We start from the raw sequence: 24,862 nt of genomic DNA, 5'->3' as shown, positions 1-24,862 counted from the left end.
CGGCTCAGGCGGCGGCCGCGGCGGCCGTCCCAGTGGCGGCGGTCGTCCCGGTGGCGGCGGCGGCTTCGGCGGCGGTCCCCGCGGGGGGCGCGGCGGACGCGGCTCCACCCAGGGCGCCTTCGGGCGCGGCGGGGGCGCTCCCCGCGGGCGCAAGTCCAAGCGGGCCAAGCGCCAGGAGTTCGAGCAGCAGAGCGCGCCCTCGCTGGGCGGCGTCATCGTCCCGCGCGGCGATGGCTCCACCGTGGTGCGCGTGCGCCAGGGCGCCACGCTGACCGACCTCGCCGAGAAGATCAACGCCAACCCTGCGGCCCTGGTCACCGTCCTGTTCCACCTCGGGGAGATGGCCACGGCCACCCAGTCCCTCGATGAGGACACCTTCGGCCTGCTGGGCGCCGAGCTCGGCTACGATGTCCAGATCGTCTCCCCGGAGGACGAGGATCGCGAGCTCCTGGGCTCCTTCGACATCGACCTGGAGGCCGAGGAGGCGGCCTGGGACGACGAGGACATGGCCCCCCGGCCGCCCGTGGTCACCGTCATGGGCCACGTCGACCACGGCAAGACCAAGCTCCTGGACGCCATTCGCTCCACGGATGTCGTGGCGGACGAGGCCGGCGGCATCACGCAGTCGATCGGCGCCTACCAGGTGCGCGTCCCCGTGGGCGATGAGACCCGTCCCATCACCTTCATCGACACCCCCGGTCACGAGGCCTTCACGGCCATGCGCGCCCGCGGCGCCGAGGTCACGGACATCGCGATCCTCGTCGTCGCCGCGGACGACGGCGTCATGCCGCAGACCGTTGAGGCCCTCAACCACGCCCAGGCGGCGAACGTCCCGATCGTGGTGGCCGTCAACAAGATCGACAAGGAGGGCGCGAACCCGGACAAGATCCGCGGCCAGCTCACCGAGTACGGCCTCGTGCCCGAGGAGTACGGCGGCGACACCATGTTCGTCGACATCTCCGCCAAGCAGCGCCTCCACATCGACGAGCTCCTCGAGGCCGTGGTCCTCACCGCGGATGCGGCCCTGGACCTGCGCGCCAATCCGAGCTCGGACGCGCGCGGCGTGACGGTCGAGGCCAAGCTCGACAAGGGCCGCGGCGCCGTGACCACGGTGCTCGTCCAGCAGGGGACCCTGCGCGTGGGGGACCCGATCGTGGCCGGCTCGTCCTACGGGCGCGTGCGCGCCATGTTCAACGAGCACGGGGACAACCTCGACGAGGTCGGGCCCGCCCGCCCGGCCCTGGTCCTGGGTCTGACGAGCGTACCCAGCGCCGGTGATTCCTTCATCGTCGCCCCGGACGACCGCACCGCCCGGCAGATCGCCGACAAGCGCGAGGCCGCCGAGCGCGCCGCCCTCCTGGCCAAGCGCCGCAAGCGCGTGTCCCTTGAGAACCTCTCCGACGTCCTCAAGGCCGGGAAGGTCGACACCCTCAACCTCATCCTCAAGGGTGACAGCTCGGGCGCCGTCGAGGCCCTGGAGGACTCGCTGCTCAAGATCGACGTCGGCGAGGAGGTCGCCCTGCGCGTCATCCACCGCGGCGTCGGTGCGATCACGCAGAACGATGTCAACCTCGCGACGGTCGACTCGGCCGTCATCATCGGCTTCAACGTCCGCCCCGCCGAGCGCGTGGCGGAGCTGGCCGACCGCGAGGGCGTCGACATGAAGTTCTACTCGGTCATCTACAACGCGATCGAGGACGTCGAGGCCGCCATGAAGGGCATGCTCAAGCCCATCTACGAGGAGGTCGAGCTCGGCACCGCCGAGATCCGCCAGGTCTTCCACTCCTCGAAGTTCGGCTCGATCGCCGGTTCGATCGTCCGCTCGGGCACCATCAAGCGCGGCGCCAAGGCCCGCCTGGTGCGCGACGGCGTGGTTGTCGGCGGTGACCTCACCGTCGAGACCCTGCGTCGCGAGAAGGATGACGTCACCGAGGTCCGCGAGGGCTACGAGTGCGGTATCAACCTGGGCTTCAAGGACATCGCCGAGGGCGACGTCATCGAAACCTGGGAGATGCGCGAGAAGGCGCGAGCCTGACGCCATTCCCCTGACGGCGGGCCTCCCACCCATCGGTGGGCGGCCCGCCGCCGTCGGGAGGCGCATGCGGGGGGCGCCGATGCGCTCGCCCCCGCCCCCGCGGTTGACCCCGCCGTCGACCACCACCGCATCCGCACCGCATCCGGCGGCCTTGCGCCCAGCGCGCGATCCCGGACAGGAGACGCACCATGATGAGAGCCGCCGTTCAGACCTCCTACGACGCGAAGAACCCCCACGTGGAGCTCATACGGGTCCGCCGACCCGGGATCGGCCCGCACCAGGCCCTGATCAAGGTCTCCGCCGCCGGGGTCAACCCGCTCGACATCATGATCGCCCGAGGCGAGGTCCGCCTCATCACTCCCTACGCCCTGCCGCTGGTCGCCGGCAACGAGATGGTCGGGATCGTCGAGCAGGTCGGTTCGGGCGCGCGCTCCCTCGAACTGGGGCAGCGCGTCTTCTCGCGCCTTCCCCTGGGCTCCATCGGCGCCTTCGCCGAGTACGTCGCTGTTGACGCCGACGCGCTGGCAGCGGTCCCCGAGCACCTCACTGACGAGGAGGCCGCCGCTGTGCCCCTGACGGCCCTCACAGCCGTCCAGGCGCTCGACCTCATGGGCGCCACCGCCGGGGGGACGATCTTCATCTCGGGCGGTACCGGATCGGTGGGCGCGATGGCGATCCCGATCGCCAAGTCCAGGGGCCTGACCGTTGTGACCAACGGCAGCGCCCCCAACCGGGAACGGGTCCTCTCCCTGGGCGCGGATCGGTTCCTCGACTACCGCACCGAGGACTACGCGCAGGTCCTCAACGGCATCGACTACGTGCTGGACACCCTCGGGGGCGAGGAGACCCGTCGGCAGATGGGCGTCATGAGGCGCGGTGGGCACCTCGTCTCCCTGCGCGGCCTGCCCAACGGGGCCTTCGCCTCACGGATGGGGATGCCCGCCTGGAAGCGGGCGCTCTTCACGGCGGCCGGATGGCGCCTGGATCGCGCCGCCCGCGGATGCGGGGTCCGCTACGACTTCATCTTCGTGGAATCCAACGGGGCGCAGCTCCAGGAGGTCGCCGACCTCCTCTCGAGTCGGCGGATCGTCCCGTCCGTCGACGAGGTGTTCCCCTTCGACGAGGTCGGCGCCGCTCTGGACGAAGTGGCCAACGGCCACTCGCGCGGCAAGACCGTCCTGAGCATGACGGCACGGCGCTGACCACCGCGATCCTGTTCTCCCCGCTCTTCCCGCCCCTGGAGAGGCCTCCTCGGCGGATAGGGGGCGAGTTCGTACTTCTGGCGACGACCTCGTACCCCAGCCCACCGAACTCGTCACCAGAAGTACGAACTCGAGGCTAGACCTGCCCTCGCATGTCGGGAGGCATGTTGGCGAGAATGTCCTGCGGGCTCAGAGTGACGATGGCGGGGAGGGGGGCTGGTCGCTCGTGCGTCGCGTAGCCGACCCGGAAGCACAGATCCATGAGGCGCTGCCCATCGAGAAGCCGGATCCCGGTCAGCGCGGCGTACTCCTCGGCTCCCTTGGAGAAGGTTGACGTCGTGATCACGAGCATTCCGTAGGCCCGCTCCGTGGCGTTGGCGCCGTACAGCTTCTGAAGGACGGGTCTTCCGACGGCGTTCCCCGGAGTGAAGCACTTGCACTCCGCGATGTACCTGCGCCCGTCCCTCTCCATTCTGAGGTCGAGCCCGCCGTCATTGGCCGGCGGAGTGACCTCGGCCCGGTAGCCCATGGCGCGGAACAGGCCGGCGCAGAACTCCTCGAACCCCGTCGGCGTGTCGGCGTACCGGTTGATGATCTGGTCGATGGACGTGATCGCGTGATGGGCATGCGAAGCGGCTGCCAACTCCTGGCGCTTCCATCTCTCCTCGTAGGTCTCCGCGATCGGCTCGCCTCGGCGCCGCAGTGACTGGACGAGCTCGTAGAGTTCGAAGACATCCTTCGATGAGACGCGCCAGGAACCGAACTCGAGAGCGGATCTGGGGTAGACGGGGCGATTGTGCGAGTAGCGCAGGTCCCTGGTCCCGTCCTTCTTGCAGTAGCGCCAGGTCGGGTACTCGAGGCGGAAGGCACCGATGTGCCGGGATGGGCGCAGGGGCTCCGCTCTGAAGGATGGGCCCAGCGCGATGCCGAGCTCCTGGCCGGCGCGGCGGCGTCGGATGCCCGCGCGGAATGGGACGTACATGGGGAGGCTCTTCGGGAGTGGGAATGGGAGGGCTCTCAGGGGCGTGTCAACGGCCCGTTGGGGCCCGGGGGCAGGCTAGAGCAGATACGCGTTCGCGAGTTCACCTGCATGCGATCGAGACACTTCCGCGCCCTCGATGTGATTCCTCGGCCCTAATATGCGTTATTTCCGGTGACGACCTCGTACTCCCGCCGACCGAGCTCGTCACCGGAAGGACGAACGTGCGGTCACCGGACGGCGGCGGCTCAGGGGCGCGCCCGCCCCGGCTGCTTGCGGATCTGGGCTACGAGGTCGATGACGAACACGGCGACCGCCGCCCATACCAGCGCCATGGCGGCCCATCGAGCGGTGGAGATCTCCTCGTGGAACACCAGCCACGCCAGGAGGAATTGGAGGATCGGCCCCAGGTACTGCACCATGCCGATCGTCGTCAGGGCCACCCGGCGAGCGCCCGCGGCGAAGAGCAGGAGGGGGACGGCGGTCACGGGCCCCGCTATCAGGAGCAGTGCCCCGATGCCCGGCGAGGCCTGCGCGCCCTGGAAGACCGTCCGGCCCTGGGCGGCGAGACATCCCAGGTAGGCGACGGCGAGCGGCGCCATGGCCAGGGATTCCACGGTGAGCCCCGTGAGGGCGTCCACATGCGCCCCGGACCGTTTCTTCGCCAGGCCGTAGAGCCCGAAGGTCCCCGCCAGTCCGAGGCTCACCCAGGGCAGGGCCCCCTGGGCGACGACGAGCACGAGCACGCCGAGCCCCGCCAGGGCCAGCGCCGCCAGCTGGAGCCGACGCAGGCGCTCCCCGAGGAAGACCGCGGCCAGCGCCACGGTGACGAGCGGGTTGATGAAGTAGCCCAGGGCCGCGTCCGCCGTGCGCCCCGAGTTGACGCCGTAGACGTAGATGAGCCAGTTGAGGGTGATGATGAGGCCTGAGACCACGAGGGATCCGGCCAGCCGGGGCGCGGTCAGCGCGGCGCGCAGGCGGTCCCAGCGGCGCAGCAGGGCCACGGCGATGAGGCACGTGGCCAGCGTCCACAGGATCCGGTGCCCGATGATCTCCAGGCTGCCGGCGGCGGCCAGCAGGTGGAAGTACAGCGGGAATATGCCCCACAGCAGGTAGCAGCCGAGCACCATCATCAGGCCTGTCGCGGCCGGGGCGGGGGAACGCGCGGGGGAGGGTTCGATGCTCATCGCGTGCCCATCATGCGCCATCCGTGCGCCCATCGCGCGCTCGGCGCGCTCATGGCGTGGTCGTCCGCGCTCTCCCGCCCGGGGGCCGCGGGCCCGATACTATCGGCGCGCCGGGCGCGCCGCCCGGACGCCTGACCGCCCAGCACCGACCCGCATGCCGTGTGAATCCGCATGCCGGATGAAGGAGAGCCCCATGGCAGACTCCGCCCGCGCCCGCAAGGTCGCCGACCGCATCCACGAGACCGTGGCCCGCCTTCTCCAGGGCCGTGTCAAGGACCCCCGCCTGGGATTCATCACCATCACCGATGTCCGCGTCACCGGCGACCTGCAGCAGGCCACAGTCTTCTACACCGTCTACGGCTCCGACGAGGAGCGCAAGGACACCGCCGCTGCCCTGCGCTCGGCCAACGGCCTCATCCGCTCCGAGGTGGGCCGCGCGCTCGGCATCCGCCTGACCCCCACCATCGCCTTCCAGCTCGACGCCCTGCCGACGACGGCCAAGTCCATCGAGGACGCCCTCGCCCAGGCCCGCGTCGACGACGAGAGGATCGCCCGTGCCGCCGAGGGCGCCTCCTACGCCGGGGATGCCGACCCCTACCGGCACGACGACGAGGAGCCCGCCGAGGACTTGGGTCCTGACCATGAGCCCGCCCCCGGGAGCGCCGGGGCGCCGGGCGCGGCGGCCGAGCGGTGAGCCGCCCCCGGGTCGCCCGCGGCGCCGTCACCGCCGACGACGGCCTCCTCCTCATCGACAAACCCGCCGGGGTGACGAGCCACGATGTCGTCGCCGCCGCACGCCGCATGGGCGCCACCCGCAAGGTCGGCCACGCCGGCACCCTCGACCCCATGGCCACCGGCCTGCTCATCCTCGGCATCGGCCGCGCCACTCGCTTCCTCACCCACCTCGTGGGCGCGGACAAGGTCTACGAGGCCACCGTGCGCCTGGGGCAGGAGACCCTCACCGAGGACGCCGAGGGCGAGCCCACCGCGTGGCGGGGCTGCCCCCTCCCGCGGGCGGATGAGGCGCGAGCCGATCTCCAGGAGAGGATCGAGGCCGCTCTCACGTCGCTGACCGGCCCGATCATGCAGGTTCCCAGCGCCGTTTCCGCCATCAAGGTCAATGGCGTGCGCTCCTACAAGCGCGTGCGCGACGGCGAGGAGGTCACCCTGGCACCCCGTCCCGTCACCATCCACGCCATCACCCCCCTCGGGGCCCTGCGCCCGGGAATCGTGGCGGGCCAGGAGGGCCAGGAGGTGCCCGTCGTCGACCTCGATCTGCGGGTGTCCTGCTCCTCGGGGACCTACATCCGTGCCCTGGCGCGCGATCTCGGCGAGGCCCTGGGCTGCGGCGCGCACCTGACCGCCCTGCGCCGCACCCGCGTCGGCCCCTTCGATGTGGCCGAGGCCCTCTCCCTCGACCGGGCCAGCGCCCAGGTGGAGGCCGGCGTCGACGATGATCCGCCATCGGGGCTGCCCACACTGCCCCTGGCCGAGGCCGGCCGGCGCTGCTTCCCCGCCGTCGAGCTCAGCCGCGAGGAGGCTCGCGCGATCCGTCACGGGCGGGGACTGCCCGCGGCGGCGCTGGATCGCGCGGGTCCGGTGCCCGCGCGCCCCGTGGTCGCGAAAGCGGCGAAGGCCTCCGGTGACGAGTACGGCGAGGAGAGCGGCGTCGTCGCCGGGTTCGATCCCGACGGCGTCCTCGTGGCACTGTTGATCCGAAAGGGCGGGCGGGCCCGGCCGGCCCTCGTCCTATCACCAGCATGATGAGCCCCGGCGAAGGGAGTACGGCGATGAGTGGATGCGGCTGCGGAGGATGCGCGTGCGGCGGCTCCGGCGCGGAGTCCGCCGGGGCCCGGGCCGGTCGCACCCCGGCCCCCCAGGCGGCCCGGCCCATGACGGCCGCGGCCGGGGGCGCTGCGAGTCCCGAGGGCATCGTCCCCGGCCGCAAGGCCGGCAACATCCTGGGTCTGCGCGCCGTCAGCACTGCGCCGGCCACTCCCGGTGGCTGCGGCTGCGGGCACGACGGGCACTGAGGCCCCGCTTGACCGCGGAGGCCTGATCCGACGGCGGGGGAGAAGACGGGGCCCGTCTCCTCCCCGGACGGTACGGCTGGCGCCCGACTCAGACCGCCTGGCGCCGCAGGGCGCGGGAGACTGCGTCGAGGCGCCCCGAGTGCATCTGCACCAGGTCCGGCAGATTGGCCCGACGGGCGAGCTGGTTCGTGGCCGACGTCGTGTCGACGATGATGCGCGCGGAGGCGCTCGCCAGTGAGCAGGCCAGCGCGATGAGCGCTGTCAGGGTCACGGCGACGGCGGCGCCGCGCGTCAGATCGGCCCTCAGGAGTCTGCGGAGCATACTGCGCCCTCCTTCGGTGAATCGGTGGGGGCGGCGGGCACCGCTTCAGGAGCCAGGCGCGCCCGTTCGATGCGCAGGAGGGCCGCGAGCGCGATCGTGAGCGCTCCGGCGACGGCGATCGTCAGTGCAGCCCCCCGTCCCGGCCCGGAGCCGACGGTCGCCCTCCCGATCCCGGAGAGCGCGCCGGCGCGCAGGAGCGGTGAGAACAGGCAGTCGGCCAGTGGGGCGGCGGTCGCGTAGGCTAGGAGGTAGCCCGACTGCGTGATGAGGCTGATCGCTCCCCAGGCGGCGGCCTCGCGCCCAGGGTCGAGGCGGCCGCGCACGAGGGCATCGGCCCCGGCCTGGCACAGGGCGAGGGCGGTGAAGGCGATGATCCCGGCCGTGGCGACCGACCAGGTCCAGGGGCGGGCCGCCAGGCCGACCATGGCGGTGCCCGTCATGGCGGTGCCCCCGGTGAGCAGCGCCACCGGATGGGCCCGGGTGGCTGTCGCCAGGGTCGCGCCGATCAGCAGGCCCGTGGCGCACAGGGTCTCGACCAGTCCCACGGACTGGGCGCTCATCCAAGGCAGGAGTGAGGGCTTGAACAGCACCTGCACGATCCCGATCGTGGTGGTCAGTGCGGTCATGATGATGACGAGGGTCCGCAGCCGGGGGTCGTAGCGGATCTGGTGCCATCCGCCCAGGAGGCGCTCGCGGGCGGGCTCGGGCACGGCGTCGGCTCGCGGTGGGAGCGCTCGGCGCACGGCTAGTGAGCAGGCCACCGTGATGAGGCAGGTGGAGGCGTCGATGAGGATGATCCCCGTCAGGCCGATGATCGGCAGGAGGAGCCCGGCGAGGGCGGGGGCCATGAGGAGCTTGGCAGCGCTGGAGGCCTGGAGGAGGCCGGAGGCGCGCACGTACTGCGGTGGCTCGACCAGCTCGGAGACCGATGCCCGCAGGGCGGGCTCGGTGAGTGAGGCCATGATCGAGGACAGGGTGACGCCCGCGAGCACGACGGCCGGGCTCGGGGAGTCCGATCGCAGTGCGATCAGGACGACGAGCAGGCCGAGGACGGAGCCGCCGTCGCCGATGACCATGACCAGGCGCCGGTCGACGCGGTCGGCGACAGCGCCCGCCATGGGGGCGAGCAGGATGAGCGGTGCCAGGGCGCACATCTGCACGGCGGCCACGGCGCTGGCCGAGCCGTTGATGGCATAGGCCATGATCGCCAGGCCGAAGGCCGTCATCCCCGTGCCGAGTGAGGTGATGAAGGAGCCCAGGACCAGCAGGCCGAGCAGCCTCATCCCTCCGCCTCCGGGGAGGCGGGCGCGGCCGGGCCGGTCAGCGCCCCGGGGGCGGTGGAGAGGAGGGTCTCCGCGGCCCGCAGGACGCCGGCCATTCGCCGGGGGGCCTGATCGGCCTCACCGGTGAAGATGCCCTCGTCGACGAGCATGGCCCCGCTGGTCAGCAGGATCTCGATGGTGGTGCGCGGGTCGGAGCAGTCGAAGGAGCCCTCGGCGATCCCGTCCTCCACGACCCCCACCAGGATCGGGGTGAGCGCGCGGATCGTGGTGACCAGCGATAGGAGGTGGAAATGCGTGTTGGCGGCGTCGTGGAGGTCGTCGATCATCTCAGCCGCATCGCCCTCGACCCTCATGGCGCCTATGACCGCCATGAACCGCTGCGGCGCCGGGAGGCTGGTCGCCGCCGCTGCGGCGGCGCGCTCGGCGATCAGCGCGGCCGTGCGCTCGATGAGGGCGTGCAGGATCGCGTCCTTGCCGGTGAAGTGGTAGTAGAGCGTGCCCTTGGCGATGCCCACCGCCTCCAGGATGTCGCCTGTGGTGGTGGCTGTCACCCCCTTGGCGGCGAACAGGCGCTCGGCGGCGTCGAGGATCTCCTCGCGGCGCTCGGCCGCGGGCTTGCTGACACGGGGCATGGGACCGGTCTCCTCCCGGGAGGGCTCTGGGCCGATCCATATCGACCGATCGTCGGTCGGTAGCGTAGGGGCGGGGGCCGCCCGATGCAACCCCCGCCGTTCGGGTGCTGCTCGGCGGGGCCCGGTCCCTCCTCCTGGTTCGCGCCGCCGTCGCCTCCGTGGCAGGGTTGCCCCAGTCATGCAGGCCGGTCCGGCGGGGCTGCCCACCCGCGGGCGCCCGCCGGCCATGAGAAGAGCAGGATCGCACCCGGTGGAGATCTGGTACGGCGCCGAGCAGGTGCCCGAGTCGCAGCGCCCCTCCAGTGGCGCCGCTAGCGCTGGAAGCGCCGTGACCGTCGGCGTCTTCGACGGCGTCCACCGCGGCCACCAGCGGATCCTCGCCCGCGTCGTCGAGCGCGCCCGCGCCCTGGGGCCCGGCTGCCTCGCCGTCGCAGTCACCTTCGACCCGCACCCCCTGACCGTCCACCGCCCCGGGATCGACTTGGCGATGATCGCCTCCCTGCCGGACCGCCTCGAGGCCATGGCCGCCACCGGCCTGGACGCCGTCCTCGTCATCCCCTACACCCTGGGCTTCGCCGACCAGTCGCCCGAGGACTTCGTGCGCGACTGGCTCGAGGGGCTCCTCGGCGCGCGGGCCGTCGTCGTGGGAGCCGACGTGCGATTCGGCCGGGACAACTCCGGCGACGCCGACTCCCTGCGCGCCATCGGCGCCGCCGACGGCGTCGAGATCGAGATCGTCCCCGAGGTCCTGGCCCCCGGCGGGCGGCGATGGTCCTCCACCTGGGCGCGCGAGTGCCTCGCCGTCGGGGACGTGCACCAGGCCGCCGAGATCCTGGGGCGGCCCCATCGCGTGCGCGGCGTCGTCATCCATGGGCTGCGGCGCGGTCGCGAGCTCGGCTTCCCCACCGCCAACCTCGACGCCGCCACCGCCGGCGTCGTGCCCCCGGACGGCGTGTACGCCGGATGGCTCGTGCGAGGGGGGCGGGGCGGTGCCTCCGAGGGCGAGCGCCTGCCCGCCGCGATCTCGATCGGCACCAACCCCACCTTCGACGATGTCCCGGCCCGCACCATCGAGGCCCACGTCCTCGGCCGGGCGGACCTCGATCTCTACGGCGAGGATGTGGCCGTGGACTTCGTATCCCACCTGCGCCCCATGCTCGCCTTCGATTCCCTGGAGCCGCTGCTGGAGCGGATGCGCCAAGACGTGCTCGACACCGCCGAGGTGCTGGGCTCCCCCGTTCCCGAGCCCGTGCGCCCGCAGGACGTCACCGCCTGAGCGCGGCCCCGCCGGGAGGAGGTGCGCCCGCCCTGTGCCCGGTCCCACAGGCCCCGGGGAGGGGAGGGGAGCGGTCTGCTGGTACTGTTGGCGCGCCGTCGATCGGCCGCGGAACCGTCATGCCCGGGTGAACATGCCCCGGCGCTCCGCGCAACGAGAAGAAGGAGCCCGCACATGTCGGTCACCCCTGAGCGCAAGTCCGAGATCATCGCCGAGTACGCCACCCACGAGGGTGACACGGGCTCCCCCGAGGTCCAGGTCGCCGTTCTCACCGAGCGCATCTCCAACCTCACCGAGCACTTCAAGACCCACACGCACGACCACCACTCGCGCCGCGGCCTCTACCTGCTCATCGGCAAGCGCCGCCGCCTCCTCGACTACCTCATGAAGGAGGACATCGAGCGCTACCGCTCGCTCATCTCCCGCCTCGGCATCCGCCGCTGAGGCCCGAGCCCGAGGTCTTCCGCCCGGCCCCCGTCATCCCCCGGATGACGGGGGCCGGGCGTGTTCGCGCTGATCCGGCCGCGCTCATCCCGCCCGGTCGTCTAGGATCGCAGGGCCGCCCGCGCAGAGCGGGCCCGCGCCGACGACGACGTCCCGCCCGAGGAGGCCCCAATGCCCGCAGCGCCCACCGCGCCCGATGAGTCGGCCGGTCCCGCCGGCCCCCGCTACCTCGATCCGGCCGCGCCCATCGGCGAGCGCGTCGAGGATCTGCTCGGGCGCCTCAGCCTGGAGGAGAAGGCCGGTCAGCTCATCCAGTACTTCTACCAGCGCTCCATGATCCCCGGGCTCCCCGGGTCCGATGGCGCCGACCGCCTTGCCGAGCAGGACCGGGATGTCCTGGCCCAGTCCGAGATGGTCGAGGGCGAGGTGCGCGCCGGGCGGGCCGGGAGCCTGCTCTTCGTGCGGCGCCCGGAGGCCGTCAACGCGCTTCAGCGCATCGCCGTGGAGGAGGGCCCCCACGGCATCCCGCTCCTCTTCGGCTACGACGTCATCCACGGCCTGCGCACCATCATGCCCGTGCCCATCGCCATGGCCGCCTCCTGGGACCCCGCCATGATCGAGGAGGCGCAGGCCGTCGCCGCGCGCGAGGCCCGAGCCGTCGGCCTGTCCTGGACCTTCGCCCCCATGGTGGACATCGCCCGCGACCCGCGCTGGGGCAGGATCGTCGAGGGGGCGGGGGAGGACCCCTGCCTGGGCGCCGCGGCCGCCGCCGCCCAGGTGCGCGGCTTCCAGGGGGAGCGGATCGGCGCCCCCGGGCGCGTCATCGCCGGCCCCAAGCACCTCGCGGGCTACGGGGCGGCGCGCGGTGGCCGCGACTACGAGGACGCCGAGATCTCCGACAACGAGCTGTGGAACGTCTACCTCCCGCCCTTCCGCGCCGCCATCGGGGCCGGGGCGGGCAGCATCATGAGCGCCTACATGGATCTAGGCGGAGTGCCCGCCTCCGGCAATGCCTGGCTCCTCACCGACGTGCTGCGCGAGGAGATGGGCTTCGAGGGCTTCGTCGTCTCCGACGCCAACGCCGTGCGCTCGCTCACCGCCCAGCACTTCGCCGCCGACCTGCCCGACGCGGCCTCCCGCGCCCTGACGGCGGGCCTCGACATGGAGATGACGATGGAGGACGCCGCCTTCAGGCGCCTGCCGGAGGCCGTGCGGGCCGGGCGGGTGGAGGAGGGCCGCCTCGATGAGGCCGTTCGCCGCATGCTGACCGCCAAGTTCGCCATGGGCCTGTTCGAGAGCCCCTACGCCGACGCCGGGACCGCCCCCGCGGTCCTCGCCGACCCCGCCCACCGCGAGGTCGCCCGCCGCGCCGCCGAGCGCAGCCTCGTCCTGCTCAAGAACGCGCCCTGGCAGGGGCGCTCGGCGGGCGAGGCGCGTGGCGGCGAGCCAGAGGGCGCCCCCGTCCTCCCCCTGGCCGAGGACACCCCCTCCATCGCCGTCATCGGCCGGCTCGCCGACTCGCCCCGCGACACCCTGGGCCCCTGGGTCTTCGACGAGGATCTGGACGAGGTCACCACGATCCTGGCCGGCATCCGCGCGCGAGCGGGAGGCGCGCGCGTCGACTACGCGGTGGGGGAGTGGGCGCCCCCGCGGGTCTTCCCCTCCATGTTCGACGATCACGAGGCCCCGGGCTCCCTGCCCGCGCGCCCCGAGGGCTTCGACGACGACGCGGCCCTCGCCGAGGCCGTCCGGACCGCGCGGGGCGCCGAGGCGGCGATCGTCGTCGTCGGGCAGGCGCAGAACCAGATCGGCGAGAAGGCCTCCACCTCCACGCTGGCCCTCCCCGGCCGCCAGCTCGAGCTGCTCCGGGCCGTCGCCGCCACCGGCACTCCCACCGTCGCCCTCGTCATGTCCGGGCGCCCCCTCGACCTTCGCTGGGCGCAGGAGAACCTGCCGGCCATCATGCAGGTCTGGTACCCCGGAACGCGAGGCGGCGAGGCCGTGGCCGCCGCCCTGTTCGGGGACATCGACCCGGCCGGGCGCCTGCCCTTCACCTGGCCGCGCACCGTGGGCCAAGTCCCCATGATCCACTCCCACTACCGCACCTTCCAGCCCGAGGGTGCGGGCGAGCGCTACTGGGACGAGGCCTCCGCGCCCCTCTACCCCTTCGGGCACGGGGGCTCCTACACGGCCTTCTCCTACTCCGAGCCGCGCCTGTCCTCGCCCCGCATCGCCGTGGGGCAGAGTGTGACCGTGAGCGTGGACGTGGCCAACATCGGCCCGCGCGACGGCGAGGAGGTCGTCCAGCTCTACATCCACCAGCGACACGGCACCTCCACCCGCCCCGAGCGGGAGCTCAAGGCCTTCGCCCGCGTCGCCATCCCCGCCGGCCGATCCCGCGCCGTCGAGCTCGTGCTCGGCCCGGATGAGCTGTCCTACTGGTCGGCCGTCACCCGTTCGCGCGTCCAGGACGCCACCACGATCGATGTCTACGTGGGCGGCTCCAGCGCGGCCGGCGCCCACGCGGTGCTCGAGGTCGTGTAGAGAGGATATCGCCCCCGCTTCCCTCTCTCTTCTCTCCCCCCTCCCCGCAGCGCGTCCCATCTCACGTGATGGATCCGGCCGCCCGAGCGGGTCCCGGCTTAGACTTTGCCTGCCATATCTTTGTGAGAAAGAGACACATCGACGATGTTCATTGATGACCCCGAGGTCACCGCCGCCGAGGCAGTGATCGACAACGGCTCCTTCGGCAAGCGCGTGATCCGCTTCGAGACCGGCCGCCTGGCCAAGCAGGCCGCGGGCAGCGCCATGGCCTACCTCGACGGCGAGACCGCCATCCTGTCCGCCACCACCGTGGGCAAGCACCCCAAGGACCAGTTCGACTTCTTCCCGCTGACCGTGGATGTCGAGGAGCGCCAGTACGCCGCCGGCCGCATCCCCGGCTCCTTCTTCCGCCGCGAGGGCCGCGCCGGCACCTCCGCCATCCTGGCCTGCCGCCTCATCGACCGCCCCCTGCGTCCCTCCTTCGTCAAGGGCCTGCGCAACGAGGTCCAGGTCGTCGAGACGATCCTCGCGATCCACCCCGACGACGCCTACGACGTCCTGGCGATCAACGCCGCCTCCATGTCCACCCAGATCGCGGGCCTGCCCTTCGCCGGACCGGTGGCGGGCACCCGCCTGGCCCTCATCGACGGCCAGTGGGTGGCCTTCCCCCGCTGGTCCGAGCTCGAGCGCGCCACCTTCAACATGGTCGTGGCCGGCCGCGTCCTCGAGGACGGCGACGTCGCCATCATGATGGTCGAGGCCGGCGGCACCGAGAACATGATGGACCTCATCGCCGCCGGCGCCACTGCCCCCACCGAGGCCGTCGTCGCCGAGGCCCTGGAGGCCGCCAAGCCGCACATCAAGGCCCTGTGCGAGGCCCAGATGGAGGTCGCCGAGCACGCCTCCAAGCCCACCGCCGAGTTCCCCCTCTACCTGGACTACTCCGACGAGCAGTACGAGGCCGTCGAGAAGGCCGCCCAGGCCCACGACCTCGCCGCCGCCATCGCCACCGAGGGCAAGCACGCCCGCGACGAGGCCATTGACGCCGTGCGCGACCAGGTCCTGGCCGACCTCGCCGAGGCCTTCCCGGCCGAGGAGGACGCCAAGGCCCTCAAGGCCGCCTTCCGGTCCGTCACCAAGAAGGTCGTGCGCCACCGCACCCTCACCGAGGGCATCCGCATGGACGGCCGCGGCCTGAAGGACATCCGCACCCTGGGCGCCGAGGTCGAGGTCCTGCCCCGCGTCCACGGCTCGGCGATCTTCGAGCGCGGCGAGACCCAGATCATGGGCGTGACCACCCTCAACATGCTGCGCATGGAGCAGCAGATCGACGACCTCTCGCCGATCACCCACAAGCGCTACATGCACCAGTACGTCTTCCCGCCCTTCTCCACCGGCGAGACCGGCCGCGTCGGCGCCCCCAAGCGCCGCGAGATCGGCCACGGCGCCCTGGCCGAGCGGGCCCTCGTGCCCGTCCTGCCCAGCCGCGACGACTTCCCCTACGCCATCCGGCAGGTCTCCGAGGCCCTGGGCTCCAACGGCTCGACCTCCATGGGCTCCGTGTGCGCCTCGACCCTGTCGATGGCCCAGGCCGGCGTGCCGCTGCGCGACCGCGTGGCCGGCATCGCCATGGGCCTCATGCACGAGGTGATCGACGGCGAGACCAAGTGGGCCACCCTCACCGACATCCTCGGGTCCGAGGACGCCTTCGGCGACATGGACTTCAAGGTCGCCGGGACCCGTGACTTCATCACGGCCCTCCAGCTCGACACCAAGCTCGACGGCCTGCCCTCCGAGGTGCTCGCCGGGGCGCTCGGCCAGGCCCGCGACGCCCGCTTCCACATCCTCAACCTCATCGACGAGGCCCTGGGCGACGAGCCCTTCGAGATGGCCCCCACCGCCCCGCGCGTGCTGACCGTCAAGATCCCCGTCGACAAGATCGGCGAGGTCATCGGCCCCAAGGGCAAGATGATCAACCAGATCCAGGAGGACACCGGCGCGGACCTGACGGTCGAGGACGACGGCACGATCTACATCGGCGCCACCGACGGCCCGTCCGCCGAGGCCGCCCGCGAGGCCGTCAACGCCATCGCCAACCCGCAGATGCCCGAGATCGGCGAGCGCTTCATCGGCACTGTCGTCAAGACCACGACCTTCGGCGCCTTCGTGTCCCTGTCCCCGGGCAAGGACGGCCTGCTGCACATCTCCCAGATCCGCCGGCTCGTCGGGGGCAGGCGCGTGGAGAACGTCGAGGACGTCCTGGCGGTGGGCGACAAGGTCCAGGTCGAGCTCGCCGAGATCGACCCGCGCGGAAAACTCAGCCTGCACGCCGTCCTCACCGAGGAGCAGCAGGCCTCGGAGGACGAGGCCCGCGCCCACCGCGGTGAGCGCTCCGAGGGGGCCGAGCGCCGTGAGCGCCGCCCCCGCCGCGCCCGCGCCGCCTCCGCCGACTCGGAGGATGCCGAGGCGGGCGACGCCGAGGGCTCTGAGCGCCGTGAGCGCCGCCCGCGCCGCCGTCGCACCCGTACCGCGGAGGCCTCCGAGGACTGATCCTCTCGCAGCGAACCGCTCCTGACGTTCCTCGCGCAGGCGGAGCATCACGCTCCGCCTGCGCGAGGAACATCTATCGGGGCGGTTAGGCTGCGCGGGTGACTGAGACGAGCACGAGCAAGACGACCGCGGGAGCCAGGGGCGCGCGCAGCGGCGCCGACTACGCCGAGGTGGAGCTCATCCGCGCCGGCGCGGGAGCCCCCGGAACAGAGCTGTCCCTCACCGACGACGGCGCCCGGCTGCGCCGCTCCATCCTGCCCGGGGGAGTGCGGGTCATCACCGAGCAGGTGCCCGGGCTGCGCTCGGCCGCGCTCGGCATGTGGCTCGGGGTGGGATCGCGCGACGAGGCCCCCGGTCAGGAGGGCTCCACTCACTTCCTGGAGCACTTGCTGTTCAAGGGCACGCCAACGCGGGATGCCCGCGGCATCGCCGAGGCCTTCGACATGATCGGCGGGGAGTCCAATGCCGCCACCGCCAAGGAGCACACCTCCTACTACGCCCGCGTCCAGGGCGAGGACGCCCTGACCGCCCTGGACATCCTGGCCGACATGGTCACTTCCTCCCTCCTCGACCCGGACGAGGTGGAGACCGAGCGCACGGTCATCGTCTCCGAGCTCGCCGACGCCGCCGACGACCCCCAGGACGTGGCGCAGGAGGCCTTCGCCCGCGCCGCCTTCGGCGAGGGCACCCCCCTGGGCCGGCCCATTGGCGGCACCCCGGCCACGGTGACCGCCGTGCCCCGTGACGCCGTCTGGGAGCACTACCGGCGCACCTACGCCTCCGACGCGCTCGTGGTGGCCGCGGCCGGCGCCGTCGACCACGACGAGATCTGCGAGCGCGTGGCCGCCGATCTCGCCTCGGCCGGCTGGGACTCATCGGCCGATGCCGTGCCGCGCCCCCGCCGCTTCGAGACCGAGCCGATCGTCGATCTCGACGTCCACGACGTCACCATCGAGCGCGACAGCGAGCAGAGCCACCTCTACCTCACCTGCCAGGGCATCCCCGTGCGCGACGAGCGCCGCTGGGCGATGAGCGTGCTCACCACCATCCTGGGCGGGGGCATGTCCTCGCGCCTGTTCCAGGAGGTGCGCGAGAAGCGCGGCCTGGCCTACACGACCTACGCCTTCGACGCCGCCTACGCGGGCTCGGGCGCCTTCGGCATGTACGCGGGCTGCGCCCCCGGGGACGCCCAGGAGGTCGCCGCCGTCATGGTGGGGGAGTTCGAGCGCCTGGCCGCCGACGGCATCACCGAGCGCGAGCTCACCCGTGCCCGGGCCCAGCTGCGCGGCTCCATGGTTCTGGGCGGCGAGGACTCCCTGGCCCGCATGGGCCGCCTCGGCCGCGGCGAGGTCTCCACGGCCCGCCTGCGCTCCATGGACGAGAACCTGCGGCTCCTTCAGGCCGTCACCGCCGAGGATGTGCGCGCCCTGGCCGCCTGGCTGGCCGCCCAGAGGCGCGCCCGAGTCCTCGTCGGGCCCGCCGCCTGAGGCTGAGGGGACGGCCGCCCCGCGGTCACGTCCGGCGGCACGCGGGGCGGCTGCGTAGACTGCCGGCATGATGATTCGTGTTGCCGTTGTCGGCGCCGCCGGGCGCATGGGGTCCACCGTCTGCCAGGCCGTTGAGGACGCCGAGGGGCTCGAGCTCGTCGCCCGCCTCGACGTCGGCGATGGGATCACCCCCGAGACCCTCGCCGGCGCCCAGGTCGCCGTCGACTTCACCGTCCCCGACGTTACCGAGGCCAACGTCCACGCCCTCATCGACGCCGGGCTCGACGTCGTCGTCGGCACCACCGGCTGGACCGAGGATTCCTACAGCCGCGTTCGCGAGCACCTGGCCCGCCCCGAGGCCGCCGGGCGGGGCGTCCTCATCGCCCCCAACTTCGCGCTGTCAGCCGTCCTGTCCATGCGCTTCGCCGCCCTGGCCGCCCGCTACTTCGAGTCCGCAGAGGTCATCGAGCTCCATCACCCGAACAAGGTCGACGCCCCCTCCGGCACCGCCACGGCAACCGCCAAGGGCATCGCCGCCGCTCGCGCCGAGGCGGGTCTCGGCCCCTCGCCCGACGCCACCCGGACCGACCCCGACGGCGCCCGCGGGGCGGTCATCGACGGCGTCCACGTTCACGCCGTGCGCCTGCGGGGCCTGACCGCGCACGAGGAGGTCGTCCTGGGGAACCCGGGCGAGCAGCTGACTATCCGCACCGACTGCTTCGACCGGGCCTCCTTCATGCCCGGCGTCATCCTGGCCGCGCGCGAGATCGGCGGCCGCGAGGGCCTGACCATCGGCCTGGAGAACCTCCTCGACCTCTGAGGCGCTTCGATGGTGACGAGGTTTGAGGATTGCTCGCCCGCAGATGAGCCCTGAATGCCCGAGTCTCGAACGGGGCAACGCTTTGACCTGCACTAACGTACGATCGGGCATCGTGTCAGAAAAAGGAATCCTCAAACCTCGCCATTTCGCGCCATGAGTCAGATGGCGGCGGCCCAGCAGTCCTCGACGATGCCATCGCCGATCGGCAGCTCGCGCCGCATCCCCGTGGGAGCCATCCCCACGGCCGTGAGCAGCCGGGACATCGACTCATCCCCGCGCACCGCCCACACGCTCACTGCGCTCGCCCCATCCTTGCGGGCCAGGTCCACCGCCGCCGCCATGAGCCGCGAGCCATGACCGAGCCGCTGGTGCTCCGGCGCCACCCCGATCGCCGTCACCTCCACCGCCTCGGCGCCGGCCACCGGCCGCCCGGAATCGTCGAGGCCCTGCGTGGGGGCGAGCCCCAGCAGCCCCACCACCAGGGCGCCCCGCGTGGCCACGAGGACATGATGCCGCGGGCTCGGCGGCGCGATCACCGGCTCCTCCCAGCCCGCAGCCACCACTGGCGCCGCGATCATCGCCCGCACGCCATCGGGAAGGCCCGCGCCACCGTGCGCGCCGGCGTGGCCCGCCTCCATGGAGGCCAGCATCGTCGCCGCGTGGACCCTCCCGATCAGGGGCAGGTCCGACTCCCGCGCGGGGCGCACGAAGCCCGCCCGCTCCGCAACCGGTTCGGCGGCCTTCTCCGCGGAGTCGCCCCCGCCTGCAGGGACCCCGCTCAGCCCGGAGGCGGGATCGGCGTCGAAGACAGAAGGCGCTTGGCGCCGCTCGCTGCTCTCACTCATGGGCGCGAGCCTATCGGCCGAGCCCCGGCTGAGCCCGCCCGTCGTCCGCCTCAAGCCCGCCTGACTGGTGCCGTTTGCACCCACTGGTGCGGGCAGGACGCTCCACTCGGTGCGACACGCACCAGTCGATGGACGCCGAGCTGATCACGCGGCCGCGCGCCCTGACCGGCACGATGCAGGCAGTCCTCTCGCACCTGTGCGCCACCGCCGGCCTGTGGTCCGACAACATGCGGGTGGCGGACTCCATCCCCCTTGAGTGCGCCCACTCCCGGCGCCCTCAAGGGGCGGCTCGACCTCGAGGCCCACGCCGCAGGGGCCCCGCCGGCATCTCAGTCCGCGTCCCCCAACCCCTTACGACCACTAACCACCCCCCTGGAATCAATCATCTAGGCTGGTCTGCGAGCGGCGCGACAGCATCGGCGCGAGGAACGGGCGTCGGCGCCGCGCACCCCTGCGTTGAAGGAGGAAGCGAATGATCCGCACCATCGCCTGCATCGGGGTCGGCCGCATGGGCGGCGGCATCGCGAGGAACCTGGCCAGGAGTCACCGCTTCGAGGTGCGCGTGGTCGGGCGCAGCAAGGCGCCGGTCGAGGCCTGCGCCGCGGCCGGGGCCATCGCCGCGGCCGGCATGCGCGAGGCCCTCGACGGCGCCGACCTCGTCATCACCTGCCTGCCCATGCCCGAGACGGTCCTCGAGGTCCACGAGGCCAACCGCGAGTACTCGCCCGCCGGGGCGATCTGGATGGACGCCTCCACCGTCGACCCCGCCACCGCCCGCGCCCTCGCCGATGGCGCCCGGGCCGCCGGACGCCGTTTCGTCGCCTGCCCGCTGGGCAAGGGCCCGGCCCAGGCCGAGGCCGGAGAGCTGCCGCTCTTCGTGGGCGGGGACGAGGGCGCCCTGGAGGAGCTGGCAGAGGTCTTCGGGATCATCGGCGCCGTCGTCCACCGCATGGGCTCTGTGGAGAGCGCCGCCGCCTTCAAGCTCGTCTCCAACCTCATCGGCATGACCACCGTCGCACTCGTCGCCGAGGGCTATGAGCTGTGCCGCGCGGCCGGCGTTGAGCCCGCCGCCTTCCTGGAAGCCCTCAAGGACACCGGCGGCTGGTCCTACCAGGCCGACCTGCGCCTGCCGTGGATGATCGACGGCGACCTCGCCAACCGCTTCGGCGTCGACTTGGCCCTGAAGGACCTGCGCCTGGCTGTCGAGGCCGCCGCCCGCCTGGGCGTGCCCACCCCCGTCGGCGCGGCCGGTCTCATGCAGCTGGCCGCCGCCCATGCCCAGGGCTACGGCGGCCTCGACGTCGCCGCCATCGACAGGGTCGTCGCCCCGAGGCGGCAGCCGCGGACCCAGGAGGACCCAGGAGGACCCGGGAAGACTCGGGAGGACTCGGAGATGCCCTGAGACGCCCTGTCCTCGGCGCGTGATCACCGTTACCCTCGGGGCATGACCCAGAACACCCTGCCCCCGCGCTCCTTCGGCTCCGTCGGCGTCGCCATGATCACCCCCTTCACCCCCGAGGGCGAGATCGACGTCCCCGCAGCCCAGTCCCTGGCCGTCTCCCTCGTCGACGACGGCGCCGATCTCATCCTTCTGGCCGGAACCACCGGGGAGGCCCCCACCACCCACCTGCCCGAGAAGCAGACGCTCCTGCGCGAGGTCAAGGACGCCCTCGGCGGGCGCGCCATGCTGATGGCCGGCGCCGGCTCCAACGACACCGCCCACGCCGTGCGCATCGGCGCGGGCAGCCAGGCCGCGGGCGCCGAGGGCCTGCTCATCAACGCCCCCTACTACAACCGCCCCAGCCAGGAGGGCGTCTACCAGCACATCATGGCGGTCGTCGAGGCCACCGACCTGCCCGTCATGGTCTACGACATCCCGGGCCGCACCGGCGTGCGCATCACCGACGACACCCTCGCGCGCCTGGCCGAGCATCCCCGCGTACTCGCCGTCAAGGACGCCACCGGCGACGTCGAGCAGGGCTTCCGCCGCATGGAGGCCACCGGCCTGGAGTACTACTCGGGGGACGACGGCCTCAACTTCGCCTGGCTCGCCCACGGCGCCAGCGGCGTCATCTCGGTGGTCGCCCATGCGGACGCCCATTCCTGGCGCGAGATGATCACCGAGGTCGATGAGGGGGACCTCGCCGGGGCCCGTGCCGTCGCCCAGCGCATGCGCCCGCTCGTCGGAGCCATCATGGGAGGCGGTCAGGGGGCCGTCATGGCCAAGGAGGCCCTCCTCCTTCAGGGGCGCATCCCCAGCGCCGCCGTGCGCCTGCCGCTCGTGCGGGCCTCCGCCGAGGAGATCGACGCCCTGCGCGCAGCCCTGGCCGCCTCCGGCCTCCTGTAGGAGCCCCACCACCGCGACCGTCAGCGGCAACCACCGCAACCGCCTCACCGCTAGGGAGATCCTCATGACCAGCGCCCCATCCACCCCTGAGATCCCCACCACCACCCTCAACAACGGCGTCGTCATGCCGATGATCGGCTACGGCGTCTTCCTCACCCCGCCGGAGGAGACCGAGCGCGCCGTGCACGAGGCCATCGAGGTCGGCTACCGCTCGATCGACACCGCCCAGGCCTACCGCAACGAGGAGGGCGTGGGGGCCGCCGTCGCCGCCTGCGGCATTCCCCGCGAGGAGCTGTTCCTCACCACGAAGGTCTGGTTCTCCAACGCCGGCGAGGGCACGGCCACCCGCTCGATCGACGCCTCCCTGCGGCGCCTGGGCACCGACTACGTCGACCTCCTCCTCGTCCACCAGCCCTTCGGCGACTACTACGGCACCTACCGCGCCATGGAGGCCGCCCTCCGGGCCGGCAAGGCCCGCGCCATCGGCGTGTCCAACTTCTTCCCGGACCGCTTCGTCGACCTGGCGCAGAACGTCGAGGTCGCCCCGGCCGTGAACCAGATGGAGACCCACGTCTTCAACCAGCAGGCGGCCTCGCGCCCCTGGTACGCCAAGTACGGCACCGCCCTGGAGTCCTGGGGGCCGCTCGCCCAGGGCCGCAAGGGCATCTTCACCCACCCGGTGCTCACCGCGATCGGGGAGGCGCATGGCAGGACCGCCGCCCAGGTGGCCCTGCGCTACCTGCTGCAGCGCGACGTCATCATCATCCCCAAGTCCGTGCACCGCGACCGCATGGCCGCCAACCTGGACATCCTCGACTTCTCCCTGGCCGAGGAGGAGATGGCCGCCATCGCCGCCCTCGACGAGGCAACGCCCTTGACCGCCGACCACTACGACCCCGAGTTCGCCCTGGGCCTCATGGAGCGCTACCGCCTCCCCAGGGACTGACAGGGCTGACAGGCCTGCCCGGGGCCGCGGGCCGCCGATGGTCGGCGTCCGGGCGCGGCCGCGCTCCCGCTGCCCCTCACTGATCGGACTGGGGCCCCTGGCCTCCCGCGCCCTCGCCCCGGACGGCCAGGATCTGGTCGCGCACCGCACGCCGCAGCACCTTGCCGATCATCGAGCGGGGGAGCTCGGACAGGATCGCGATCTCACGGGGGAGGGCGTAGTGGGAGAGCGTCCGCTCGGCCCACGCGCGCACCTGCTCCAGGGTGACGGTCTGCCCCTCATGGGGGACGATCGCCGCCACCACGCGCTCATCGCCGGCACGACTGGGCACACCCACCACGGCCACGTCGGCGATCTCGGGCATGGAGCGCACGGCGGCCTCCACCTCGGTGGGGTAGATGTTGAAGCCGCCGGAGATGATGAGCTCCTTGCGGCGGTCGGCGATGACGTAGAAGCCGTCGGCCTCCTGACGCACGAGGTCGCCGGTGCGCAGCCAGCCGCCGGGCAGCATGACGGCCTCGGTCTCCTCGGGGTCGTGCCAATAGCCGGCGAAAACCTGGGGGCCGCGGGCCACGAGCTCACCGACCTCGCCGGGCGCCACCTCTGCCTCCGGGTTGTCCGGGTCCACGAGGCGCACCTCGGTCGACGGGTAGGGAACCCCCAGTGCCCCCGCGCGCCGCTCGGGGGAGATGGGATTGCCCAGGATGATGGGGGAGGTCTCGGTCATCCCGTAGCCCTCGATGATGACCCCGCCCGTGGCCTCCTCCCAGGCCTGCGCCACCGCCCTGGGGTTCGCGGCCGCCCCGCACACCGCCACCGAGCAGCTCGACAGGTCCGCACCAGTGGCCCGCGCCCGGGTGAGGATCCGGTCGAACATCACCGGCACGCCGGGGAAGAAAGTGGCCGGCCGCCGTTTCCAGGCCGTCAGCACCATATCCGCGCTGAACTTGGGCAGCACCACCTGGGTGGCCGCCAGGCCGACGGCGCACAGCAGGTTGAGGGACAGCCCGAAGGCGTGGAAGAAGGGCAGGACCGCGTAGAAAGTCTCACGGCCCGGCGCGCAGACCTGCGAGGCCCACTCCAGGCTCATCTCGGCGTTGGAGCGCAGGTTCGCATGGGTCAGCCGCACGGCCTTGGGGGTTCCCGTGGTGCCGCCGGTGTACAGGAGCACGGCGACATCGTCGACGCCGGGCAGCGGGTGACTCGCGGGCAGCAGCGGGGAGGCGGCCACGAGGTCGTCCCAGGAGCGCACGCCCGCGGGCACCTGCCCGCGCAGCTCGTGGCGCTGGGAGCGGGCGGCGGCCACCGGCAGCTTGAGGGCGAGGCGGCTTGTCAGGGGCAGGCGGCGCGAGAGGTCGACGCTGAAGACCTGACGGCCCTCCAGCGAGGCCTCGGCCAGCGATCCGGTGGCGGCCACGACCCGGGCGATCGTCTTCTCCCAGGCGATGATGACTCCGCCCTGATGGATCTCGATCTGCTCGCGTATCTGGGCGGCCGGGGCCAGGGGGTTGTGCTCGGCGACGATCGCGCCGATCCGCCAGGCCGCGTAGGCGAGCAGGACGTGCTGGGGGCAGTTGGGCAGGATGAGGCCGACGACGTCGCCGGGCCGTACCCCCAGGCCCCGCAGCGCTTCCGCGGCTCGGGCCACCTGGCGGGCCAGCCGCTCATAGGTGGTGGTGGCGCCCAGGAAGTCCAGGGCGACCCGGTCCGGGTAGTCGCGCGCGGCGTCGTCGAGCATCCGGGACAGCGGCTCGGTGACGGGCGGGATCGTCGCGGACACGCCCGGCGCGTAGTGCGGCCGGCTCACCCGCTCGGGTGTCGAGGCCCCTGGGCCGGTTGCCCGAGGGGCCGGCGCGGCGGGGCCGCCGTGGTCCTGATCCACTCGTCCTCCTCGCGTTGGTCGGCGCCGCCGGGCGCGGCGCGCGCTCCT

20 protein-coding genes and 1 pseudogene are annotated in these 24,862 nt (G+C 72.5%); 14 read left to right on the top strand and 7 right to left on the bottom strand.

All coding sequences use genetic code 11. The features are described 5' to 3' along the window. Positions 1-2,035: translation initiation factor IF-2 (infB, locus tag B1H55_RS08035; RefSeq protein WP_080461670.1), on the top strand; the 2,035-nt coding region annotated here is incomplete at its 5' end. A 188-nt stretch (positions 2,036-2,223) separates the two neighbouring features. After that, positions 2,224-3,237 carry an NADP-dependent oxidoreductase gene (locus B1H55_RS08030; RefSeq protein ID WP_231952891.1) on the top strand — a complete coding sequence of 338 codons (1,014 nt, stop codon included), beginning with the start codon at positions 2,224-2,226 and terminating at the stop codon, positions 3,235-3,237. A 136-nt stretch (positions 3,238-3,373) separates the two neighbouring features. Here B1H55_RS08030 and B1H55_RS08025 read toward each other — a convergent pair whose 3' ends face one another. Next, on the bottom strand, positions 3,374-4,219 hold the full coding sequence (locus B1H55_RS08025; RefSeq protein ID WP_077240335.1) for a restriction endonuclease: 846 nt from the start codon (positions 4,217-4,219) through the stop codon (positions 3,374-3,376). 245 nt (positions 4,220-4,464) lie between these two features. Continuing rightward, on the bottom strand, positions 4,465-5,403 hold the full coding sequence (gene rarD / locus B1H55_RS08020) for an EamA family transporter RarD (protein ID WP_231952903.1): 939 nt from the start codon (positions 5,401-5,403) through the stop codon (positions 4,465-4,467). Positions 5,404-5,596: 193 nt separating this feature from the next. Between rarD and rbfA the strand changes: the two genes are divergently transcribed. The 3 genes from rbfA (at position 5,597) to B1H55_RS12870 (ending at position 7,436) form a co-directional block, all read left to right on the top strand. Further along, positions 5,597-6,097, top strand: coding sequence for a 30S ribosome-binding factor RbfA (gene rbfA, locus B1H55_RS08015; RefSeq protein ID WP_073453196.1), 501 nt, complete (start codon positions 5,597-5,599; stop codon positions 6,095-6,097). Further along, complete coding sequence (truB, locus tag B1H55_RS08010) at positions 6,094-7,167, top strand: tRNA pseudouridine(55) synthase TruB (protein ID WP_077240333.1); 1,074 nt, start codon at positions 6,094-6,096, stop codon at positions 7,165-7,167. The genes rbfA and truB overlap by 4 nt, the downstream gene beginning before the upstream one ends. A 128-nt stretch (positions 7,168-7,295) precedes the next feature. After that, the gene (locus tag B1H55_RS12870; protein WP_231952906.1) at positions 7,296-7,436 is read left to right on the top strand and encodes a hypothetical protein; all 141 of its coding nucleotides are present in this window, start codon (positions 7,296-7,298) and stop codon (positions 7,434-7,436) included. Positions 7,437-7,560: 124 nt separating this feature from the next. Here the strand turns inward: B1H55_RS12870 and B1H55_RS08000 are convergent. The 3 genes and pseudogenes from B1H55_RS08000 to B1H55_RS07990 form a co-directional block, all read right to left on the bottom strand. After that, positions 7,561-7,758: pseudogene (locus B1H55_RS08000) on the bottom strand (hypothetical protein); the annotation flags it as partial. After that, positions 7,740-9,041 (bottom strand): MFS transporter, encoded by a 1,302-nt coding sequence (locus B1H55_RS07995; protein WP_077240331.1) that lies wholly within the window; start codon positions 9,039-9,041, stop codon positions 7,740-7,742. The pseudogene B1H55_RS08000 and the gene B1H55_RS07995, both read right to left, overlap by 19 nt. Next, a complete protein-coding gene (locus B1H55_RS07990) occupies positions 9,038-9,673 on the bottom strand; it encodes a TetR/AcrR family transcriptional regulator (protein WP_077240330.1) in 636 nt (211 codons plus the stop codon). Before B1H55_RS07990 ends, B1H55_RS07995 begins: the two co-directional genes overlap by 4 nt. A gap of 250 nt (positions 9,674-9,923) precedes the next feature. Here B1H55_RS07990 and B1H55_RS07985 point away from each other — a divergent pair, with 250 nt between their 5' ends. From B1H55_RS07985 to dapB, 6 genes are all read left to right on the top strand, one after another. After that, positions 9,924-10,949, top strand: coding sequence for a bifunctional riboflavin kinase/FAD synthetase (locus B1H55_RS07985; RefSeq protein ID WP_077240329.1), 1,026 nt, complete (start codon positions 9,924-9,926; stop codon positions 10,947-10,949). Between the two features lie 174 nt (positions 10,950-11,123). After that, positions 11,124-11,393 carry a 30S ribosomal protein S15 gene (gene rpsO / locus B1H55_RS07980; RefSeq protein WP_073453210.1) on the top strand — a complete coding sequence of 90 codons (270 nt, stop codon included), beginning with the start codon at positions 11,124-11,126 and terminating at the stop codon, positions 11,391-11,393. A 171-nt stretch (positions 11,394-11,564) separates the two neighbouring features. Beyond that, positions 11,565-13,937 carry a glycoside hydrolase family 3 N-terminal domain-containing protein gene (locus B1H55_RS07975; RefSeq protein WP_077240328.1) on the top strand — a complete coding sequence of 791 codons (2,373 nt, stop codon included), beginning with the start codon at positions 11,565-11,567 and terminating at the stop codon, positions 13,935-13,937. Between the two features lie 144 nt (positions 13,938-14,081). Beyond that, positions 14,082-16,487: a polyribonucleotide nucleotidyltransferase gene (locus B1H55_RS07970; RefSeq protein WP_073453212.1), complete on the top strand. Its 2,406-nt coding sequence runs from the start codon at positions 14,082-14,084 to the stop codon at positions 16,485-16,487. A 98-nt stretch (positions 16,488-16,585) separates the two neighbouring features. Beyond that, on the top strand, positions 16,586-17,974 hold the full coding sequence (locus B1H55_RS07965; RefSeq protein WP_073453214.1) for a M16 family metallopeptidase: 1,389 nt from the start codon (positions 16,586-16,588) through the stop codon (positions 17,972-17,974). A 67-nt stretch (positions 17,975-18,041) separates the two neighbouring features. Further along, positions 18,042-18,794, top strand: coding sequence for a 4-hydroxy-tetrahydrodipicolinate reductase (gene dapB / locus B1H55_RS07960; protein WP_077240327.1), 753 nt, complete (start codon positions 18,042-18,044; stop codon positions 18,792-18,794). 158 nt (positions 18,795-18,952) lie between these two features. On the opposite strand, the gene B1H55_RS07955 is transcribed toward dapB, so the two are convergent. Further along, the gene (locus tag B1H55_RS07955) at positions 18,953-19,639 is read right to left on the bottom strand and encodes a GNAT family N-acetyltransferase (RefSeq protein WP_073453216.1); all 687 of its coding nucleotides are present in this window, start codon (positions 19,637-19,639) and stop codon (positions 18,953-18,955) included. 472 nt (positions 19,640-20,111) lie between these two features. Here B1H55_RS07955 and B1H55_RS07945 point away from each other — a divergent pair, with 472 nt between their 5' ends. The 3 genes from B1H55_RS07945 to B1H55_RS07935 all read left to right on the top strand — a co-directional run bounded on the left by B1H55_RS07945 (position 20,112) and on the right by B1H55_RS07935 (position 22,932). Next, positions 20,112-21,041, top strand: a complete 930-nt coding sequence (locus B1H55_RS07945) for an NAD(P)-dependent oxidoreductase (RefSeq protein WP_231952908.1) — start codon at positions 20,112-20,114, stop codon at positions 21,039-21,041. A 42-nt stretch (positions 21,042-21,083) separates the two neighbouring features. Continuing rightward, positions 21,084-21,986: a 4-hydroxy-tetrahydrodipicolinate synthase gene (dapA, locus tag B1H55_RS07940; RefSeq protein WP_073453220.1), complete on the top strand. Its 903-nt coding sequence runs from the start codon at positions 21,084-21,086 to the stop codon at positions 21,984-21,986. Positions 21,987-22,050: 64 nt separating this feature from the next. Beyond that, complete coding sequence (locus B1H55_RS07935; protein WP_073453222.1) at positions 22,051-22,932, top strand: aldo/keto reductase; 882 nt, start codon at positions 22,051-22,053, stop codon at positions 22,930-22,932. Between the two features lie 76 nt (positions 22,933-23,008). Here B1H55_RS07935 and B1H55_RS07930 read toward each other — a convergent pair whose 3' ends face one another. Then, positions 23,009-24,814: an AMP-binding protein gene (locus B1H55_RS07930; protein WP_073453224.1), complete on the bottom strand. Its 1,806-nt coding sequence runs from the start codon at positions 24,812-24,814 to the stop codon at positions 23,009-23,011. Between the last annotated feature and the right edge of the window lie 48 nt (positions 24,815-24,862).

It is taken from the genome of Actinomyces denticolens (genome assembly GCF_002072185.1).
In the GTDB taxonomy this organism is placed as follows: domain Bacteria; phylum Actinomycetota; class Actinomycetes; order Actinomycetales; family Actinomycetaceae; genus Actinomyces; species Actinomyces denticolens.
Note: the sequence above shows the minus strand (reverse complement) of the source record. Positions and strands in the feature narration are given on the sequence as shown.

What these genes read in the sequence shown, in the direction of transcription:
- rarD (WP_231952903.1), bottom strand. Translation starts at nt 5,403, where the DNA reads ATGAGCATCGAACCCTCCCCCGCGCGTTCCCCCGCCCCGGCCGCGACA.
- B1H55_RS07935 (WP_073453222.1), top strand. Translation starts at nt 22,051, where the DNA reads ATGACCAGCGCCCCATCCACCCCTGAGATCCCCACCACCACCCTCAAC.
- rbfA (WP_073453196.1), top strand. Translation starts at nt 5,597, where the DNA reads ATGGCAGACTCCGCCCGCGCCCGCAAGGTCGCCGACCGCATCCACGAG.
- B1H55_RS08030 (WP_231952891.1), top strand. Translation starts at nt 2,224, where the DNA reads ATGATGAGAGCCGCCGTTCAGACCTCCTACGACGCGAAGAACCCCCAC.
- B1H55_RS07995 (WP_077240331.1), bottom strand. Translation starts at nt 9,041, where the DNA reads ATGAGGCTGCTCGGCCTGCTGGTCCTGGGCTCCTTCATCACCTCACTC.
- B1H55_RS07945 (WP_231952908.1), top strand. Translation starts at nt 20,112, where the DNA reads ATGATCCGCACCATCGCCTGCATCGGGGTCGGCCGCATGGGCGGCGGC.
- rpsO (WP_073453210.1), top strand. Translation starts at nt 11,124, where the DNA reads ATGTCGGTCACCCCTGAGCGCAAGTCCGAGATCATCGCCGAGTACGCC.
- B1H55_RS07970 (WP_073453212.1), top strand. Translation starts at nt 14,082, where the DNA reads ATGTTCATTGATGACCCCGAGGTCACCGCCGCCGAGGCAGTGATCGAC.
- dapB (WP_077240327.1), top strand. Translation starts at nt 18,042, where the DNA reads ATGATGATTCGTGTTGCCGTTGTCGGCGCCGCCGGGCGCATGGGGTCC.
- dapA (WP_073453220.1), top strand. Translation starts at nt 21,084, where the DNA reads ATGACCCAGAACACCCTGCCCCCGCGCTCCTTCGGCTCCGTCGGCGTC.
- B1H55_RS07975 (WP_077240328.1), top strand. Translation starts at nt 11,565, where the DNA reads ATGCCCGCAGCGCCCACCGCGCCCGATGAGTCGGCCGGTCCCGCCGGC.
- B1H55_RS12870 (WP_231952906.1), top strand. Translation starts at nt 7,296, where the DNA reads ATGACGGCCGCGGCCGGGGGCGCTGCGAGTCCCGAGGGCATCGTCCCC.
- B1H55_RS08025 (WP_077240335.1), bottom strand. Translation starts at nt 4,219, where the DNA reads ATGTACGTCCCATTCCGCGCGGGCATCCGACGCCGCCGCGCCGGCCAG.
- B1H55_RS07990 (WP_077240330.1), bottom strand. Translation starts at nt 9,673, where the DNA reads ATGCCCCGTGTCAGCAAGCCCGCGGCCGAGCGCCGCGAGGAGATCCTC.
- B1H55_RS07955 (WP_073453216.1), bottom strand. Translation starts at nt 19,639, where the DNA reads ATGAGTGAGAGCAGCGAGCGGCGCCAAGCGCCTTCTGTCTTCGACGCC.